The organism is Mycobacterium sp. GA-1199, from assembly GCF_001500045.1.
Lineage (GTDB): Bacteria > Actinomycetota > Actinomycetes > Mycobacteriales > Mycobacteriaceae > Mycobacterium.
The window spans coordinates 1-17,800 of the sequence record NZ_LQIX01000008.1; the positions used below are offsets into that span (position 1 = coordinate 1).

Genomic DNA, 17,800 nt, shown 5'->3' on the forward strand with positions numbered 1-17,800 from the left:
GGTAGGCCCCCTGGGGTGGCGGGGGGTAGGCGGGAGGCGGCGAATACCCCGACGACGGGTCGTACGCCGGCGGAGCCTGGTACGGCGAGCCGTACGCGGGCGGCTGGTCGGCCGACCGCTCGGATGCCGAATCGTCGCCCGACGGCGGCGTGGACGGGTCGGGCGGCCAGGTCTGCGACCGCTCGATCGACGGCGCCTCGTAACCGGCGGACGTCGGCTCGGACGCACCCCCGTCGGATTCGGATGGTGCGTTTCGTGCTGCGTCCTCCCCGGGATTTGTCATGCTTGTCAACCTAGCGCAATTCTCGGGCACGATTGCGGCCATCGCGGCGTTGTCCCTTACGAGACAGCAACTTAACGATTCGCGGCGAAGAGGAGATAGAGGACCGATGACCAGCCCGTTTCAGCCTGGAGCAAATCCCGGCGCAACGCCGGGTGGCCCAAGTATGGGCCGCGGCCCCGCTGGTCTGCCCACGCCGCCGAAGGGGTGGCCCATCGGTTCGTATCCGACGTACGCCGAGGCGCAGCGCGCCGTGGACTACCTCTCGGACCAAGAATTTCCCGTCCAGCAGGTGACGATCGTCGGCGTCGACCTGATGCAGGTGGAGCGGGTCACCGGCCGGCTGTCGTGGCCCAAGGTGCTCGGCGGTGGTGTCCTGACGGGTGCGTGGCTGGGCCTGTTCATCGGTTTGATTCTGGGTTTTTTCAGCCCCAACCCGTGGGCAGCGCTGGCCACCGGCCTGATCGCCGGTGTGTTCTTCGGCCTCATCACGTCCGCGATCCCGTATGCGATGGCGCGCGGCACAAGAGATTTCAGTTCTACGCTGCAACTCGTGGCGGGCCGCTACGACGTCCTGTGCGATCCTCAGAACGCCGAACGGGGACGGGATCTGCTGGCGCGCTTGACCATCTGACGCCCACCCCTTGTCCGGCGAGCGTGCGGGTCTGCAGACGACATACCGCACACAAAGCAGACGTTGCGCACGCTCGCGATTGCGTAACGGTGCGCGCCGCGCGCCGCCGAGGTGTTGCAAACCATACACTTGTGGCAATACGGTTTGCGCGCGGGAGATTCCCGACATTCGGCGCGGACGGAGGCGGGTGGTGCGCTTCGCCAGCATGCGCGGCCCACGGCGGATGGGCGCCGCGGCGATCGCTGCGCTGACGGCGGCGTCGACGCTGACGGCGTGTGGTTCCGACAGCGGCGGCATCGTCATCAACTACTACACGCCTGCCAACGAGGCGCAGACGTTCACGGCCGTTGCCCAGCGGTGTAACGAACAACTCGGCGGTCGCTTCACCATTCAGCAGATCAGCTTGCCCAAGAGCGCTGACGACCAACGGCTCCAGCTGGCGCGGCGGCTGACCGGAAACGACAGAAGCCTCGACGTCATGGCGCTCGACGTGGTGTGGACCGCCGAGTTCGCCGAAGCCGGTTGGGCGTTGCCGCTCTCCGACGATCCGGCGGGTCAAGCCGAGGCCGACGCGAGGGCCAACACGCTGCCGGGCCCACTGGAAACCGCCACGTGGCAGGACAAGCTCTACGCCGCACCGATCACCACCAACACCCAATTGCTCTGGTACCGAGCCGATCTGATACCGGATCCACCATCGACTTGGGATGACATGGTGTCCGAGGCGACCCGGCTGCACGCCGCCGGTGGCCCGAGCTGGATTGCGGTACAAGGAAAGCAGTACGAAGGCCTGGTCGTCTGGTTCAACACCCTGCTGGAAAGTGCGGGCGGTCAAGTGCTTTCCGACGACGGCGAAACCGTCACGCTGACCGACACACCCGAACACCGCGCCGCCACCGTCAAGGCGCTGCAGATCATCAAGAACGTAGCCACCGCACCCGGTGCGGACCCGTCGGTGACTCAGACCGACGAGACCACCGCACGGCTGGCGCTCGAACAGGGCAAAGCGGCGCTCGAGGTGAACTGGCCCTACGTGCTGCCGTCGCTGCTCGAGAACGCGATCAAGGGTGGGGTGTCGTTCCTGCCGCTGGACCAAGACCCGTCGCTGGCCGGCAGCATCAGCGACGTCGGAACGTTCTCGCCCAGCGATGAACAGTTCGAGACCGCCTTCGAGGCGAGCAGGAAGGTCCTGGGATTCGCCTCGTATCCGGGCGTTCGGCCGGGTGAGGCGGCGAAAGTCACCATCGGCGGCCTCAACCTCGCCGTGGCGAAGACGACGCAACACAAGGCCGAGGCGTTCGAAGCCATTCGATGCCTGCGCGACGTGGAGAACCAGCGGTACACCTCCGTCGAAGGCGGACTGCCCGCGGTGCGCACCTCGCTGTACAGCGATCCAGCATTCCAGGCGAAATACCCCCAGCACGAGCTCATCCGCCAACAACTCACCAACGCCGCGGTGCGTCCCGCCACGCCGCAGTACCAAGCGGTTTCCACCCGCATCTCCACGACGCTGGCTCCGATCACCGACATCGACCCGGAGCGCACCGCCGACGAACTCACCGAGCAGGTGCAGAAGGCCATCGACGGCAAGGGGCTGATCCCGTGACGGCGCCACCGGCGGCCGCGAGCGCACCGAGGGTGACCGGCAGCGACGACACCCGCTCGGAACGCAAGTTGGCCTTCCTGCTCATCGCGCCCGCGGTCGTGTTGATGCTCGCGGTGACCGGCTACCCGATCGCCTATGCGGTGTGGCTGAGCCTGCAGCGCAACAACATGGCCGCGCCCGACGACACCGAGTTCATCGGGCTCGAGAACTACGTCACCATCCTCACCGACCAGTACTGGTGGACAGCCTTTTTGGTCACGCTCGGCATCACCGTCGTCTCGGTGGCCATCGAATTCGTCCTCGGCATGGCGCTGGCGCTGGTGATGCACCGAACGATCTTCGGCAAGGGCGTCGTACGAACGGCCATCCTCATCCCGTACGGAATCGTCACGGTCGCCGCGTCGTACAGCTGGTACTACGCGTGGACACCCGGCACGGGATATCTGGCGAACCTGCTGCCCGAGGGCAGTGCCCCGCTGACCGAACAGCTTCCCTCTCTGGCGATCGTGGTGCTGGCCGAGGTGTGGAAGACGACGCCGTTCATGGCGCTGCTGCTGTTGGCCGGATTGGCGCTGGTGCCACAGGATCTGCTCAACGCGGCCCAGGTCGACGGTGCGGGCGCCTGGAAACGGCTGACCAGGGTGATCCTGCCGCTGATCAAGCCGGCGATCCTGGTGGCGTTGCTGTTCCGCACCCTCGACGCGTTCCGGATCTTCGACAACATCTACATCCTCACCGGCGGGGCCAACAACACCGGCTCCGTGTCGATCCTGGGATACGACAACCTGTTCAAGGCGTTCAACGTGGGCCTCGGCTCGGCGATCAGCGTGCTGATCTTCCTGTGTGTGGCGATCATCGCGTTCATCTACATCAAGATCTTCGGCGCCGCGGCGCCGGGTTCCGCCGAGGAGAATCGCTGATGGCTGAGCGGGTCGGTGCGTCACGGGTCACCGGTTGGACGATCGTCAACGTCCTGGTGGTCGTCTACGCGCTCTTCCCGGTGCTGTGGATCTTGTCCCTCTCGCTCAAACCGACGTCGAGTGTCAAGGACGGCAGGCTGATTCCCGCCGAGATCACCTTCGACAACTACAAGGCGATATTCCAGGGCAACATCTTCACCTCGGCGCTGGTCAACTCGATCGGTATCGGCCTGATCACCACTGCGATCGCGGTGGTGATCGGTGGGATGGCGGCCTACGCGGTCGCGCGGCTCGACTTCCCCGGCAAACGATTGCTGATCGGCGTCGCCCTGCTGATCGCGATGTTCCCCCACATCTCGCTCGTCACACCGCTTTTCAACATCGAGCGGGCGATCGGGCTGTTCGACACCTGGCCCGGCCTCATCATCCCGTACATCACCTTCGCGCTGCCGCTCGCGATCTACACGCTCTCGGCGTTCTTCCGGGAGATCCCGTGGGATCTGGAGAAGGCGGCCAAGATGGACGGTGCGACGCCTGCGCAGGCGTTCCGCAAGGTGATCGCCCCGCTCGCCGCGCCGGGCATCGTCACCGCCGCGATCCTGGTATTCATCTTCGCCTGGAACGACCTGCTTCTCGCGCTGTCGCTGACCGCCACCGAACGCGCCATCACCGCGCCGGTGGCGATCGCGAACTTCACCGGCAGTTCGCAGTTCGAGGAACCCACCGGATCGATCGCGGCGGGCGCGATGGTCATCACCATCCCGATCATCATCTTTGTCCTCATCTTCCAACGACGGATCGTGGCCGGACTGACATCCGGTGCGGTGAAGGGGTAGTTCCATGGCCGAGATTGTGTTGGACCGGGTGACCAAGAGTTACCCCAACGGCGCGACGGCCGTCCACGAGTTGTCGATGACGATCGCCGACGGCGAGTTCATCATCCTCGTCGGCCCGTCGGGATGCGGAAAGTCGACCACGCTCAACATGATCGCGGGCCTGGAAGACATCACCTCGGGTGAACTGCGCATCGGCGGCGAGCGCGTCAACGAGAAGGCGCCCAAGGACCGCGACATCGCGATGGTCTTCCAGTCTTATGCGCTCTACCCCCACATGAGCGTCCGGCAGAACATCGCCTTCCCGCTCACACTGGCCAAGCTGAAGAAGGACGAGATCGCCCGCAAAGTCGACGAAGCCGCGAAAATCCTTGACCTGACCGAACTTCTGGATCGCAAACCGGGCCAGCTGTCGGGCGGTCAGCGGCAACGCGTGGCGATGGGCCGCGCGATCGTGCGTGATCCCAAGGCCTTCCTGATGGATGAGCCGCTGTCGAACCTCGACGCCAAGCTACGTGTGCAGATGCGCGCGGAGATCGCCCGCCTGCAGGACAGGCTCGGCACGACCACCGTCTACGTCACCCACGACCAGACCGAAGCCATGACGCTGGGCGATCGTGTGGTGGTGCTGCGCGCGGGGGTGGCCCAGCAGATCGGAACTCCCGAGGATCTCTACAACCGCCCCGCGAACCTGTTCGTCGCCGGCTTCATCGGCTCACCGGCCATGAATTTCTTCTCCGCGACCATCACCGACGTCGGCGTGCGCCTGCCGTTCGGCGAGGTCACCCTCACCCAGGAGAATTACGACCTGCTGGCCCGGCGCAACGCCCCGAAGAACGTGATCGTCGGAATCCGGCCCGAGCATTTCGAGGACGCAGCGGTGCTCGACGGGTATGCGCGCATTCGCGCTCTGACCTTCGATGTGAAGGCGGACATGGTCGAGTCGCTGGGCGCCGACAAGTATCTCCACTTCAAAACCGAAGGCGCCGGCGCACATTCGGCGCAGCTTGCCGAGCTGGCCGCGGAGTCGGGTGTCGGCGAAAACGAGTTCGTGGCGCGGGTTTCGGTCGATTCGACCGTCAAACAAGGCGACACGGTTCAGTTGGCGTTCGACACGTCGAAGCTGGTGGTGTTCGATCCCGAGACGGGCAACAACCTCAGCCTGCCCGACGCCGACTCACCCGCGCCACCGGCCGAGTGATCGACGTTCCCGCGAAGGTCCGCACCCACCTGCGCGAGTATTTCGCCTCGCAGGGAATCGTTTCCGAACCCGACGAGGCCAGCGTTACGTTCCTGGGCACCGAGACCATCGACGTGCTGCGATTCGGACCTGACCCCCACGGGGTCATGCACCATGTGTCGCTGGGCTGTTCGCGTCATCCGATGTTCGATCCGACCGAGATGGTGACCGACGTCGTGCACGGTCCGCGCGCGGAGGTGATCGTCGCGTTGCGTGGGCCATCGCCGCGGGGGTTGCACCGGTCGATCGCGATCGTGGCCGCCGCGCCGGCGGTGGAAGGGCTCGTGCTGGCGCCCGATGCGTTGATCGACCTGGAGACGCCGCTGTGGGAGTCCACACCGTTCACCGCATTCCTGTTGAGCGACAGCGTGATCGACGATGTGCCGTTGGCCGACCCGTTGGAACCGGTGAAGGTGTTGGCCGCCACACCGATCACCGCCACCGAAGCCGCATGGGTGCGCCTCAAGGGTGCCGACGCGATGCGCGAGGCGTGGCGACAGGACGGTGTCGACGTGCTCGACCCGGCGCGCCCGGCGGCCAAACCGAGCTGAGCTCCGCGCGAAATTGCGTTCCGGCAGCGAAATGTCGAGAAGGCGCCTGCGGGAATGCAATTTCGCGAGTTCAGAGCCAGTGGTTGCGCCGGAAGGCGCGAAACAGCAGACCGCAGACGACCACCATGAACAGCAGCACCGCGGGATAGCCCCATGTCACCGACAGTTCGGGCATGTGCTCGAAGTTCATACCGTAGATGCCGGCGATCGCCGTGGGCACCGCGGCGATCGCCACATACGCCGAGATCTTGCGCATGTCGGTGTTCTGCTGCATGGCCACCTTGCCGACGGCCGCCTGCACGAGCGAGCTGAGCACCTCGTCGAAGCCGGCGATGCGATCGGACGCCTTGATCGCGTGGTCGAGCACGTCGCCCATGTACCGCAGGATCTCGACGGAGATCAGGTCGTCGTGCTCGGAACCAAGACTTCGAAAGTCGGTGGCCAACGGGCCCACCGCACGTCGGAGTTCGACGATCTCGCGCTTGAGCAGATAGATGCACTCGATGTCGGTCCGGTTGGTCGGGGAGAAGACGTCCTCTTCCATCGCGTCGATGTCGGTTTCGATCGACTCGGTGACCTCGAGGTAGCCGTCGACGACGTGATCGGCGATCGCGTGCATCACCGCATAGGGTCCAAGCTCCAACAGGTGCGGCGAGGCCTCGAGGCGTTTGCGGACCCCGGCCAGCCCGCCGTGTTCGCCGTGCCGCACGGTCACCACGAAGTCGGGTCCGACGAAGATCATGATCTCGCCGGTCTCGACGATCTCGCGCGCCTTCGCGATCGACTCGTGTTCGACGTAGGTGACGGTCTTGAGGACGAGGAACAAGGTGTTGTCGTAGCGTTCCAGCTTCGGCCGCTGGTGTGCGTGCACGGCGTCCTCGACGGCGAGCGCGTGCAGACCGAAAACATCCGCGACCGTCTGCATCTGGCGTTCGTCGGGTCCATGGAAGCCGATCCAGACGAAGGCGTTCCTGCCTTCGCGGCGCAGCTCTTCGACCTGGTTCTGGGCGGCGTCGTGGGTGAAGCTTCCTGGCAGTCGAGCGCCGTCGCAATAGATGCCGCAGTCCACCGTCGCGCGTGCCACGGGCACGCGGACCGGGTCGGCGGCCAGACCGTCGCGGCTGTTCTTCACGGCCGCACGTCGGGTCGTAGGCCCGGACTGAACGACGGCATCGGCGCAGCCTTCCTGAACGACGCACGCCCGGTTTCGGGCCGTGGTCGATGCTACGCGGCTGGGCGCGTCGGCTGCCTGCTAGTTTCGTTCCCGACGCAATCCGCCCGCGGTGCGGGCAACGTACATCTGTCCAAGGAGCATCTGACGTGAGCACAACTCCCCTCAAGGTCGCAGTCACCGGTGCCGCCGGCCAGATCGGCTACAGCTTGCTGTTCCGCCTCGCGAGCGGATCACTGCTCGGCCCCGACCGGCCGGTCGAGCTGCGGCTCCTCGAGATCGAGCCGGCGCTCAAGGCGCTCGAGGGTGTGGTGATGGAGCTCGACGACTGCGCGTTTCCGCTTCTTTCCGGCGTGGAGATCGGCGCCGACGCGAACAAGATCTTCGACGGCGCCAACCTGGCGCTGCTGGTCGGCGCCCGCCCCCGCGGCCCGGGCATGGAGCGCAGCGACCTGCTCGAGGCCAACGGCGCGATCTTCACCGCCCAGGGCAAGGCGCTCAACGAGGTGGCCGCCGACGACGTGCGCATCGGGGTGACCGGCAATCCGGCCAACACCAACGCGCTGATCGCGATGTCCAACGCCCCCGACATCCCGCGCGAACGGTTCTCGGCGCTGACCCGCCTCGACCACAACCGGGCGATCAGCCAGCTGGCCCGCAAGACCGGCGCCAAGGTCACCGACATCAAGAAGATGACGATCTGGGGCAACCACTCGGCCACCCAGTACCCGGACATCTTCCACGCCGAGGTCGGCGGCAAGAACGCCGCCGAGGTGGTCAACGACCAGAACTGGATCGAGAACGACTTCATCCCGACCGTCGCCAAGCGGGGCGCGGCCATCATCGACGCCCGCGGTGCCTCCTCGGCGGCGTCGGCCGCCTCGGCGACCGTCGACGCGGCCCGGGACTGGCTGCTGGGCACCCCGGCGAACGACTGGGTGTCGATGGCGGTGTACTCCGACGGTTCCTACGGTGTGCCGGAGGGTCTGATCTCGTCGTTCCCGGTGACGACGAAGGACGGCAACTGGTCGATCGTGCAGGGGCTGGACATCGACGATTTCTCCCGCAGCCGCATCGACAAGACGACGGCCGAGCTCGCCGACGAGCGCAAAGCGGTCACGGACCTCGGCCTGATTTGAGCCGGCGGGCGATTAGGTTACCTACCGGTTCGTCGTTAACCTGGGCGCCGTGTCGCAAGCGGTTAGAGACCTTCCATTGATCGGATCCAATATCGTCCTCAGCGATGAGGAGATCTTCGCGGCCCACGTGGGCGGCAAGCTCTCGGTAGCGCTGAACGCGGCCCTCGACACCGAGCGGGCGTTGTCCGTGGCGTACACCCCGGGAGTGGCCCAAGTCAGCCGTGCCATCGCCGCCGACCACACGCTGGCCGCCCGCTACACGTGGGCGAGCCGCATGGTCGCGGTGGTCAGCGACGGCAGCGCGGTGCTGGGGCTGGGAGACATCGGGCCGGCGGCGTCGCTGCCGGTGATGGAGGGCAAGAGCGCGCTGTTCAAGGCGTTCGCCGACCTGGACTCGATCCCGATCGTGCTCGACACCAAGGACACCGACGAGATCGTCGAGACCCTGGTGCGGCTGCGCCCGACATTCGGGGCCGTCAATCTCGAGGACATCTCGGCACCGCGGTGCTTCGAGATCGAGCGGCGCCTGGTCGAGGCGCTGGACTGCCCGGTCATGCACGACGATCAGCACGGCACCGCGATCGTCGTGCTGGCCGCGCTGCTGGGCGCGGCCAAGGTCGTCGACCGCGAGATCGGATCGCTGCGCGTCGTCGTCTCCGGCTGCGGTGCGGCCGGCATCGCGTGCGCGAAGATCCTGATGGCAGCGGGTGTCAGCGACATCACGCTGCTCGACTCGCGGGGCATCGTGCACAAGGGCCGGGAGAACCTCAACTCCTACAAGGCCGACATGGCCGAGTCGACCAATCCGCGTGGGCTGACCGGCGGCATCGCCGAGGCGCTCGACGGTGCCGACGTGTTCCTCGGGCTGTCCGCGGGTGTCGTGCCCGCCGACCTGATCCCATCGATGGCGCCCGACTCTATCGTGTTCGCGCTGTCGAACCCGGATCCGGAGATCCATCCCGACGACGCGAGCAGATACGCGGCCGTCGTCGCCACCGGGCGCAGCGACTTCCCGAACCAGATCAACAACGTGCTCGCCTTCCCGGGTGTGTTCCGCGGCGCGCTCGACGCGGGCGCGCGCCGCATCACCGAGCGGATGAAGGTGGCGGCCGCCGAGGCGATCTTCTCGGTGGTCGGGGACGACCTGGCAGCTGATCGCATCGTGCCCAGCGTGCTGGACCCCCGCGTCGCACCCGCCGTCGCGGAAGCGGTCGCCAGTGCCTCCCGCGACACGTCGGGCGGCTAGTCACCAGTGAGCCGGCGGCTGGCGCTGGCGCTCGTCGCGGTGATCGTGGCGGGCACCGCGGCGTGCGGCGGGGACATCGAACGGCCGTCGATAGCCGTCGGCGCCACAGCCGATCCCGAGTCGACGTTGATCGCCCACCTCTACGCCGCCGCTCTGCGCTCGTACGGCAGCCCCGCCCACGTCAAGATCGAGGACGACCCGCTGACTGGGCTGGACTCCGGCGTCGTCCGCGTTGTCCCAGGCTTCACCGGGCGGTTGCTGCACAGGTTCAATCCCGAGTCGGCGGCACGCGCGCCGGCGCAGGTGTATCGGGAGATGGTCTCCGCACTCCCGGAGGGCGTCGCCGCGGGGGACTACACCACGTCGGCGGAGGACAAGCCGGCGCTCGCGGTGACCGAGGCGACCGCCGAGAAGTGGGACGGGCGCGACGTCACCGCCGCGGTGCGCAACTGCGACCGGCTGACCATCGCGGCGGTCACGGATGCACCGCATCCGGCGACGATCGGCACGTGCGAACCCAAGGTGACCGAATTCCCGGACAGCCAAGCGGCTTTCGACGCCGTTCGCGCCGGCCGGTTTCCCGCCGCATGGACGACGACCGCAGCCCCGGGCGTCCCGCCCGAACTGCTGATGTTGTCGGACCGAACCTCGCTGATCCGCGCCGAGAACGTGGTGCCGCTGTCTCGCCGCAACGAGCTCAACGAGTCACAGGTGCTTGCGCTCAACGAGGTCGCCGGTGTGCTGGACACCGCGGCGCTGGCCGAGATGCGCGCGGAGGTCGCCGACGGCGCTGATCCAGGTCACGTGGCCGACGCGTTCCTCGCCGAACACCCCCTCGGCGACTCCTGACCTTCCGTCCCGCGGGCTCTCCCGTGCCGCCAGCGTGCGCGTCTGCTCACGACACACCGCCATTTCTCGGCATTGCGCGCACGCTCACGCGGCTCCCCACGTGCGCGCTTGTGCAAGTCAGTGGCTGTTGGACACCAGGCGCTTCATCACCGTCAGGAACAGTCGCTGATAGCCCGACCCGGTGAGCCGCACGATCACGTCGAGGATTTTGGCGTCAGGTCCGACGAGCACCCGCGCCCGATTCCTACGGACGCCATCGAGGATGATCTTTGCGGCGCGCTCAGAAGTGGTTCGCGTGAGCCATGTGTCGAAGGTCTTGGTCAGGCCTTCGCGGTCGACGCCCTCAGCGGCCGTCGAATTACGCATGATCGCCGTCTTGATCCCGCCGGGGTGGATGGTGGTGACCTTGACCGGATGGCCGGCGGCCTGCATCTCCTGGCGCAGCGCCTCGGTGAACCCGCGGACCGCGAATTTGGCCGAGTTGTATGCCGCCTGGCCGGGAACCGAGAAGATGCCGAACAGGCTCGACACGTTGACGACGTGCCCGTCGCCCGAGGCGATCAGGTGCGGCAGGAACGCTTTCGTGCCGTTGACGACGCCCCAGAAGTCGACGTCCATCACCCGCTCGATGTCCTTGTACGGGGTCACCTCGACATCGCCGACATACGCGATGCCGGCGTTGTTGTAGATCTGATTGACCTTGCCGAAGTGCTCGACCACCGCGTCGGCGTACTGCTCGAAGGCCTCACGCTCGGTGACGTCGAGGCGGTCGGTCTTCACCGGCGCGCCGATCGCCTTGAGCCGCTCCTCGGTGGCCGCCAGGCCCTCGGCGTCGACGTCGCTGATCGCCACACTCGCACCCGACTTGGCCAGCTCGATCGCCAGTGCCTGTCCGATACCCGACCCGGCACCGGTCACCACGGCGACCTTCCCGGCGAAGCCCTGCATAACCACTCCCTCGTGTTGTAGCCGTCAAGAGGTTAGCCGGAACCGCCGGTCCGCCCACTAACGGGTTGATCTCACTTACCCGGTGCGGGGAATCAACCGCTTAGAGCCCGCCCGGCGGAATACTCAGGCGAACGCCCTGGACCGAACGCTCAGGCGAACGCCTCGTCGATGATCTCCTGCTGCTCGACGGCATGCACCTTCGACGAGCCCGACGACGGCGCCGACATGGCCCGCCGCGAGACCCGCGTGATCCCGGTCAGCTTCTCCGGCAGGACCTCCGGCAACGTCAGTCCGAACGTCGGCCACGGACCCTGGTTCGCCGGTTCCTCCTGCACCCAGAAGTACTGCTCGACGTTGGGATAGCGGTCCAGCGTCTCGGCCAGCCGGCGCCGCGGCAGCGGAGCGAGCTGCTCGACGCGCACGATCGCCACGTCGTCGCGCTGATCCTTGTTCTTGCGGGCGGCCAGCTCGTAGTAGAGCTTGCCGCTGCACAGCAGCATCCGCTTGGCCTGACTGCGATCCCCGTCGCCGTCGGTGTAGGTCGGCTCCTCGAGCACCGAACGGAACTTCTGCTCGGTGAAGTCGCGAATGTCGCTGACGGCGGCCTTGTTCCGCAACATCGACTTCGGCGTGAACACGATGAGCGGCCGGTGAATGCCGTCCAGGGCGTGACGCCGCAGCAGGTGGAAGTAGTTCGCCGGCGTGGACGGCATCGCGATCGTCATCGACCCCTCGGCCCACAGCAGCAAGAACCGCTCGATGCGTCCGGACGTGTGGTCGGGGCCCTGACCCTCGTGCCCGTGCGGCAACAGCAGCACGACATCCGAGCGCTGGCCCCACTTGGCCTCACCGGAGCTGATGAACTCGTCGATGATCGACTGCGCACCGTTGATGAAGTCGCCGAACTGCGCCTCCCACAACACCAGCGCATCGGGGTTGCCGACGGAGTAGCCGTACTCGAAGCCGACGGCCGCGAACTCCGACAGCGGGGAGTCGTAGACCATGAACCTGCCGCCGGTCGGGTTGCCGTCCTTGTCGACGGTCAACAGATCCAGCGGAGTGAACTCCTGACCCGTCTTGCGGTCGATGATCACCGAATGGCGCTGGGTGAACGTGCCGCGGCGGGTGTCCTGCCCGGACAGCCGCACGGTCTTGCCCTCGGCGATCAGCGAGCCGAGCGCGAGCAGCTCGGCGAACGCCCAGTCCACCTTGCCCTCGTAGGCCATCTCGCGGCGCTTCTCCAGGACCGGCTTGACTCGCGGGTGCACGTTGAAGCCCTCGGGCACCGACAGATGCGCATCGCCGATCCGCGCCAGCAGCGACTTGTCGACCGCGGTGTTCGTACCGGCGGGCACCATCTGATCGGCTTCCACCGAGGCGCTCGGTTCGATCTCGTGTTTCTCGAGTTCGCGCACCTCGTTGAAGACCCGTTCCAGCTGGCCCTGGTAGTCACGCAGCGCGTCCTCGGCCTCTTTCATCGAGATGTCGCCGCGGCCGATCAGCGCTTCGGTGTAGCTCTTGCGCACGCCGCGCTTGACGTCGATCGCGTCGTACATGCTCGGCTGCGTCATCGACGGGTCGTCACCTTCGTTGTGTCCGCGGCGGCGATAGCACAGCATGTCGATGACGACGTCCTTGTGGAACTTCTGGCGGAAGTCGACCGCGAGCCGGGCCACCCAGGCCGCGGCCTCGGGGTCGTCGCCGTTGACGTGGAAGATCGGCGCACCGACCATCTTGGCGACATCGGTGCAGTACTCCGAGGACTTGGCATCCGACGGCGATGTGGTGAAACCGATCTGGTTGTTGACGATGATGTGGATCGTCCCGCCGACGCGATATCCCCGGAGCAGGGCCAGGTTCAGCGTCTCGGCGACCACACCCTGGCCGGCGAACGCCGCGTCACCGTGCAGCATCAGCGGCACGACGCTGAACGCCCCGGCGCCCTCACCGTCGCCGTCACCCTTGTCGATCATGTCCTGCTTGGCGCGCACCAGGCCCTCCAGGACCGGGTCGACGGCCTCGAGGTGCGACGGGTTGGCCACCAGTGAGACGTCGATGTCGTTGTCGCCGAACATCTGGATGAACTTGCCCGACGCGCCCAGGTGATACTTCACATCGCCGGAGCCGTGCGCCTGTGACGGATTCAGATTCCCCTCGAACTCGGAGAAGATCTGCGAGTAGGGCTTGCCGACGATGTTGGCCAGCACGTTGAGCCTGCCGCGGTGCGGCATGGCGATGACGACCTCGTCGAGGGCGTACTCGGCGCACTGGTCAATCACCGCATCCATGGTCGGGATGACGGTCTCCGCGCCCTCCAGCGAGAAACGTTTCTGGCCAACGTATTTCGTCTGCAGGAACGTCTCGAACGCCTCGGCCGCGTTGAGCTTGCTCAGGATGTACTTCTGTTCGGCGACCGTCGGCTTCTCGTGCTTCTTCTCGATGCGCTCCTGCAACCACTGCTGCTGCTCGGGTTCGAGGATGTGGGTGTACTCGACGCCGATGTGGCGGCAGTACGAGTCACGCAGCAGCCCGAGCACGTCGCGCAGCTTCTTCTCGTCGGCGCCGGCGAACCCGTTGATCTTGAACTCGCGGTCGAGGTCCCACAGCGTCAGCCCGTGGGTGAGGATGTCCAGGTCGGGGTGGCTGCGGAAACGGTTCTTGTCCAGCCGCAGCGGGTCGATGTCGGCCATCAGGTGGCCGCGGTTGCGGTAGTCCGAGATCAGCTCGATGACGCGGGCGTTCTTGTCCTCGACCGAGTCCGGGTTGTCGGTTCGCCAGCGCACCGGCTCGTACGGGATGTGCAGCTCGCGGAAGATCTCGTCGAAGAAGTCGTCGTCGAGCAGCAGTTCGTGAATGGTCCGCAGGAAGTCGCCGGATTCGGCGCCCTGGATGATGCGGTGGTCGTAGGTCGACGTCAGCGTGACCAGCTTCCCGATGCCCAGTTGGGCGATGCGTTCCTCGCTGGCGCCCTGGAACTCGGCGGGGTACTCCATCGCGCCGACGCCGAGGATGGTGCCCTGGCCGCGCATCAACCGCGGCACCGAGTGCACGGTGCCGATGGTGCCCGGATTGGTCAGCGAGATCGTCACGCCGGAGAAGTCGTCCATGGTCAGCTTGCCGTCGCGGGCCCGCCGCACGATGTCCTCGTAGGCGGCCACGAACTGGCCGAAGCCCATCGTGTCGGCCTTCTTGATCGCGGCCACCACCAGTTGCCGGTCGCCGTCCTTGCGTTGCAGGTCGATGGCCAGGCCCAGGTTGGTATGCGGCGGGGTGACCACGTTGGGTTTGCCGTCGATCTCATCGAAGTACCGGTTCATACCCGGGAACTTCTTGACCGCCTGCACGAGCGCATACCCGATGAGGTGGGTGAACGAGATCTTCCCGCCACGGGTCCGTTTGAGGTGGTTGTTGATGACGATCCGGTTGTCGATCATCAACTTGGCCGGGACCGCGCGAACACTGGTCGCGGTCGGCACCTCCAGAGACGCCGCCATGTTCTTGACGACGGCCGCGGCCGCGCCGCGCAGCACCTGGGTCTCGTCGTCGCCGCCAGAATCCTTGTCCTCGGCGTCCTTGTCCTTGGTCTTGGCTTTGGCGGACTCCTTGGTCTCCGATTTCTTGGACGACTCCTTGGGTGCCGACTCCTTCGCGGGCTCCTTGGGCTTGGCGGGAGCCTTGGCCGGTGCCGACGACTTCGACGCCTTGCTCTCGGAGGCCTTGGTCTCCTTCGCGGGCCGGGCGGCACCGTTGCTGTCGGACCGCTCGGGCGCGGGCGCGGGGGCCGGCTCCGGCGGGCTCACCGGCCCCGCGGTGCGCTGACCGTTCCCGCTGCGGCCCTGACTCTCTGAGGTCGGCTCCGGGGAGTAGTCGACAAGAAATTCATGCCAACTGGAATCTACCGACGAGGGATCCTCGCGGAATTTGCGATACATCTCCTCGACCAACCACTCGTTCTGTCCGAATGGTGAAGGTGAGCTCACGGTAGCTACTCGCCTCGATTCTTCGCTTCACGCGAGCGCATCTGAACGCTCGCCAGGTTCTGTACGGATTACCCGCATTCCGCCGTCTAAAGGCTAGCGCCGAAGCATCGGCCAGACCACGACAACGACCTTCCCGGGCACGCGCCGTCAGTCCTTGGGCGCGGGCAGCACGTGCAGCACCGTCGGCCACCCTGGTGGCGGGGTGCCGAACGCGCTGCGCGCGTTGCTGATGATTCGCTTGCCCATCAGGCGGTTCCCGACACCGCCGACGATCGCGCCGACGCCGACCGGCAGCGTCTTGCCGAACGCGAGCGCGCCCCGCTTGAGCGTGTAGCGCTTCACGAAATACCTCAGCAGCCGCGAATTCAGTTGCGACAGCGCGGGCAGCGGCAGGGTGGCCGCCCCGTCCGCGACCCAGGCGCCCCGAGTGCGGCCGCCGCCGACCAGGTCGGCGATCGCACGTTTACTGTCCTCGCCGACCAATACGGCCAGCACCAGCGCGCGGCGCCGCTCCTGATGCTCGGCCGGAATTCCGTGCACCTCGGCCACGGCCAACACGTACAGTGCCGTCGCCTCCAGGAAGACGACCGTCTCGCCGGCCACCGACGCCATCGCGGTCAGCGTCCCGATACCGGGAAACGCCGCGGCCGATCCGACAGCGGCGCCGCTGGCCATCACCGCGCTCAGGTAGCGCTTCTCGAGCTTGGTGATCACATCGGCAGGCGTCGCGTGCGGGTCCTGTTCGCGCAGCCGGTCGACGTACGCCTTGACCGCGGGAGCCTGCACGCGCGACCCGCGCTCGATGATGCGGGAGAGCGCCTTGGCGGCGACGCTCGGATCCTCGGCGGAGCCATCGCTGACCGCCGGTGACTGGCTCTTGGCCTTCGACCGGGCACTCATGGGGCCTCCTGTCCGAACGACTCGTCTCAGGCTATCGCTTGGCCCAACGAACGACGGCGGCGGTGAGTGCCCCGGCCGTGATCGCGCTCACCCTCGGCCGGACCGGGAAGAAAATAATGAGAAGCGACGCTGACCATTCCCGTGGCACCATCAACCGCTGTGGATCTGACGACTGCCCCGACTCCGTTCCAGGAGGGCACGACTCCGAGCCGCGTCCGGATGATCGTCGTACTGGGCGTGATGGTGGCGTTGGGCCCGCTGACCATCGACATGTACCTGCCCGCGTTGCCGAGAATCGCCGAGGAGCTCGGGGTGTCCTCGTCGATCGCCCAGCTGACGTTGACCGGAACCCTCGCCGGGCTGGCGCTCGGTCAGCTGGTGGTCGGGCCGCTCTCCGATTCGCTGGGCCGCCGCCGGCCGCTGATCGCCGGAATCGTGCTGCACATGGCCGCCTCGCTGATGTGCATGTTCGCCTCCAACATCGAGGTGCTCGGGCTGGCCCGGGCGCTGCAGGGGATGGGTGCCGCAGCGGCCTCCGTGGTGGCGGTCGCCGTCGTCGGCGATCTGTTCACCGGGTCCCTGGCCGCCACGGTGATGTCACGGCTGATGCTGGTGCTCGGCGTCGCGCCCGTGCTGGCTCCCTCGCTGGGCGCCGCGGTTCTGCTGAAGGCCTCCTGGCACTGGGTGTTCGCCGCGCTGGTGCTGATGGCGGGGGTCTTGCTGGTGGTTGCGGCGACGGCCCTGCCGGAGACGCTGCCCGTCGCACATCGTCGCCCGCTGAAGGTGCGCGGCATCGCCGCGACGTACCTGGAGTTGCTGCGCGATACCCGGTTCGTGGTGTTGGTCCTCGTCGCGGCGCTGGGCATGTCGGGGCTGTTCGCCTACATCTCGGCCGCGCCGTTCGTCCTGCAGGGTCGTTACGGTCTGGATCAGCAGGCCTTCGCGCTGGTCTTCGCCGCCGGTGCGATCGCACTGATCGGGGCCACGCAGTTCAACGTCGTCCTACTGCGCCGATTCCGGCCGCAGACCATCGTGTTGTGGGCCCTGACCGTGGCCTCGCTCGGCGGTGCGGTCTTCGTCGGGATCACGGTCGCCGCCGTCGGCGGGGTGGCCGGATTCGTCGTCCCGGTATGGGTCGTCCTGGCGGCCGTCGGCTTCGTCATACCGAACGCGCCGGCGCTGGCGCTGACCCGGCACCCCGACGCCGCGGGTACCGCGGCGGCTCTGCTCGGTGCGGCGCAGTTCGGTCTGGGTGCCGCGATCGCCCCGCTGGTCGGTGCGCTCGGCAACGACGAGTTCGCTCTGGCCGCGGTGATGACGGTGGGTATGGTGATCGCGTTGCTCGCGCTCATGGCCGTCGGTGTGTCGGCGGCCGAACGCGCGGACGACTCCGAACGCGATGTCACCGCCGACGTCGTGCCCGAGCCGGCCTGACGCTTCGCGGCACGTGGTCCCGCCTTGTCGGGGATCGACCACGCTCCGTAGCGTCGGCGGGATCGCCGA

Annotated in this window: 14 protein-coding genes and 1 pseudogene; 10 read left to right on the plus strand and 5 right to left on the minus strand. The window is 66.9% G+C overall.

The features are described from left to right. Window positions 1-283, minus strand: a pseudogene (locus AU198_RS06925) (DUF4190 domain-containing protein); the annotation flags it as partial. A 106-nt stretch (window positions 284-389) separates the two neighbouring features. Between AU198_RS06925 and AU198_RS06930 the strand changes: the two are divergent. The 6 genes from AU198_RS06930 (at window position 390) to AU198_RS06955 (ending at window position 6,064) form a co-directional block, all read left to right on the plus strand. Then, entirely contained in the window at window positions 390-914 is a 525-nt protein-coding gene (locus tag AU198_RS06930; protein WP_064346963.1) for a general stress protein, read from the plus strand. Between the two features lie 205 nt (window positions 915-1,119). Next, a complete protein-coding gene (locus AU198_RS06935) occupies window positions 1,120-2,520 on the plus strand; it encodes an ABC transporter substrate-binding protein (RefSeq protein WP_064347147.1) in 1,401 nt (466 codons plus the stop codon). Beyond that, window positions 2,517-3,440 (plus strand): carbohydrate ABC transporter permease, encoded by a 924-nt coding sequence (locus AU198_RS06940; protein WP_064346965.1) that lies wholly within the window; start codon window positions 2,517-2,519, stop codon window positions 3,438-3,440. The genes AU198_RS06935 and AU198_RS06940 overlap by 4 nt, the downstream gene beginning before the upstream one ends. Then, window positions 3,440-4,276 (plus strand): carbohydrate ABC transporter permease, encoded by an 837-nt coding sequence (locus AU198_RS06945; RefSeq protein WP_064346967.1) that lies wholly within the window; start codon window positions 3,440-3,442, stop codon window positions 4,274-4,276. Before AU198_RS06940 ends, AU198_RS06945 begins: the two co-directional genes overlap by 1 nt. 4 nt (window positions 4,277-4,280) lie before the next feature. Then, a complete protein-coding gene (locus tag AU198_RS06950; protein ID WP_064346969.1) occupies window positions 4,281-5,474 on the plus strand; it encodes an ABC transporter ATP-binding protein in 1,194 nt (397 codons plus the stop codon). After that, complete coding sequence (locus AU198_RS06955) at window positions 5,471-6,064, plus strand: suppressor of fused domain protein (protein ID WP_064346971.1); 594 nt, start codon at window positions 5,471-5,473, stop codon at window positions 6,062-6,064. Before AU198_RS06950 ends, AU198_RS06955 begins: the two co-directional genes overlap by 4 nt. A 70-nt stretch (window positions 6,065-6,134) precedes the next feature. Here the strand turns inward: AU198_RS06955 and corA are convergent, their stop codons facing one another. Continuing rightward, window positions 6,135-7,196: a magnesium/cobalt transporter CorA gene (gene corA / locus AU198_RS06960; RefSeq protein ID WP_064346973.1), complete on the minus strand. Its 1,062-nt coding sequence runs from the start codon at window positions 7,194-7,196 to the stop codon at window positions 6,135-6,137. 188 nt (window positions 7,197-7,384) lie between these two features. Between corA and AU198_RS06965 the strand changes: the two genes are divergently transcribed. From AU198_RS06965 to AU198_RS06975, 3 genes are read left to right on the plus strand one after another with little or no spacing between them, the layout of a single operon-like run. Further along, complete coding sequence (locus AU198_RS06965) at window positions 7,385-8,374, plus strand: malate dehydrogenase (protein WP_064346975.1); 990 nt, start codon at window positions 7,385-7,387, stop codon at window positions 8,372-8,374. 49 nt (window positions 8,375-8,423) lie between these two features. Beyond that, window positions 8,424-9,620 (plus strand): NAD(P)-dependent malic enzyme, encoded by a 1,197-nt coding sequence (locus tag AU198_RS06970; RefSeq protein ID WP_082690900.1) that lies wholly within the window; start codon window positions 8,424-8,426, stop codon window positions 9,618-9,620. A 6-nt stretch (window positions 9,621-9,626) separates the two neighbouring features. Beyond that, entirely contained in the window at window positions 9,627-10,469 is an 843-nt protein-coding gene (locus AU198_RS06975) for a glycine betaine ABC transporter substrate-binding protein (protein ID WP_064346981.1), read from the plus strand. Between the two features lie 117 nt (window positions 10,470-10,586). On the opposite strand, the gene AU198_RS06980 is transcribed toward AU198_RS06975, so the two are convergent. The 3 genes from AU198_RS06980 to AU198_RS06990 all read right to left on the minus strand — a co-directional run bounded on the left by AU198_RS06980 (window position 10,587) and on the right by AU198_RS06990 (window position 16,297). Continuing rightward, window positions 10,587-11,417, minus strand: a complete 831-nt coding sequence (locus AU198_RS06980) for an SDR family NAD(P)-dependent oxidoreductase (RefSeq protein WP_064346983.1) — start codon at window positions 11,415-11,417, stop codon at window positions 10,587-10,589. Window positions 11,418-11,566: 149 nt separating this feature from the next. Next, complete coding sequence (locus AU198_RS06985; protein ID WP_231744599.1) at window positions 11,567-15,349, minus strand: multifunctional oxoglutarate decarboxylase/oxoglutarate dehydrogenase thiamine pyrophosphate-binding subunit/dihydrolipoyllysine-residue succinyltransferase subunit; 3,783 nt, start codon at window positions 15,347-15,349, stop codon at window positions 11,567-11,569. Window positions 15,350-15,544: 195 nt separating this feature from the next. Further along, a complete protein-coding gene (locus tag AU198_RS06990) occupies window positions 15,545-16,297 on the minus strand; it encodes a hypothetical protein (RefSeq protein ID WP_064346986.1) in 753 nt (250 codons plus the stop codon). 141 nt (window positions 16,298-16,438) lie between these two features. Between AU198_RS06990 and AU198_RS06995 the strand changes: the two genes are divergently transcribed. Further along, a complete protein-coding gene (locus AU198_RS06995; protein ID WP_502689271.1) occupies window positions 16,439-17,731 on the plus strand; it encodes a multidrug effflux MFS transporter in 1,293 nt (430 codons plus the stop codon). Window positions 17,732-17,800 lie beyond the last annotated feature (69 nt).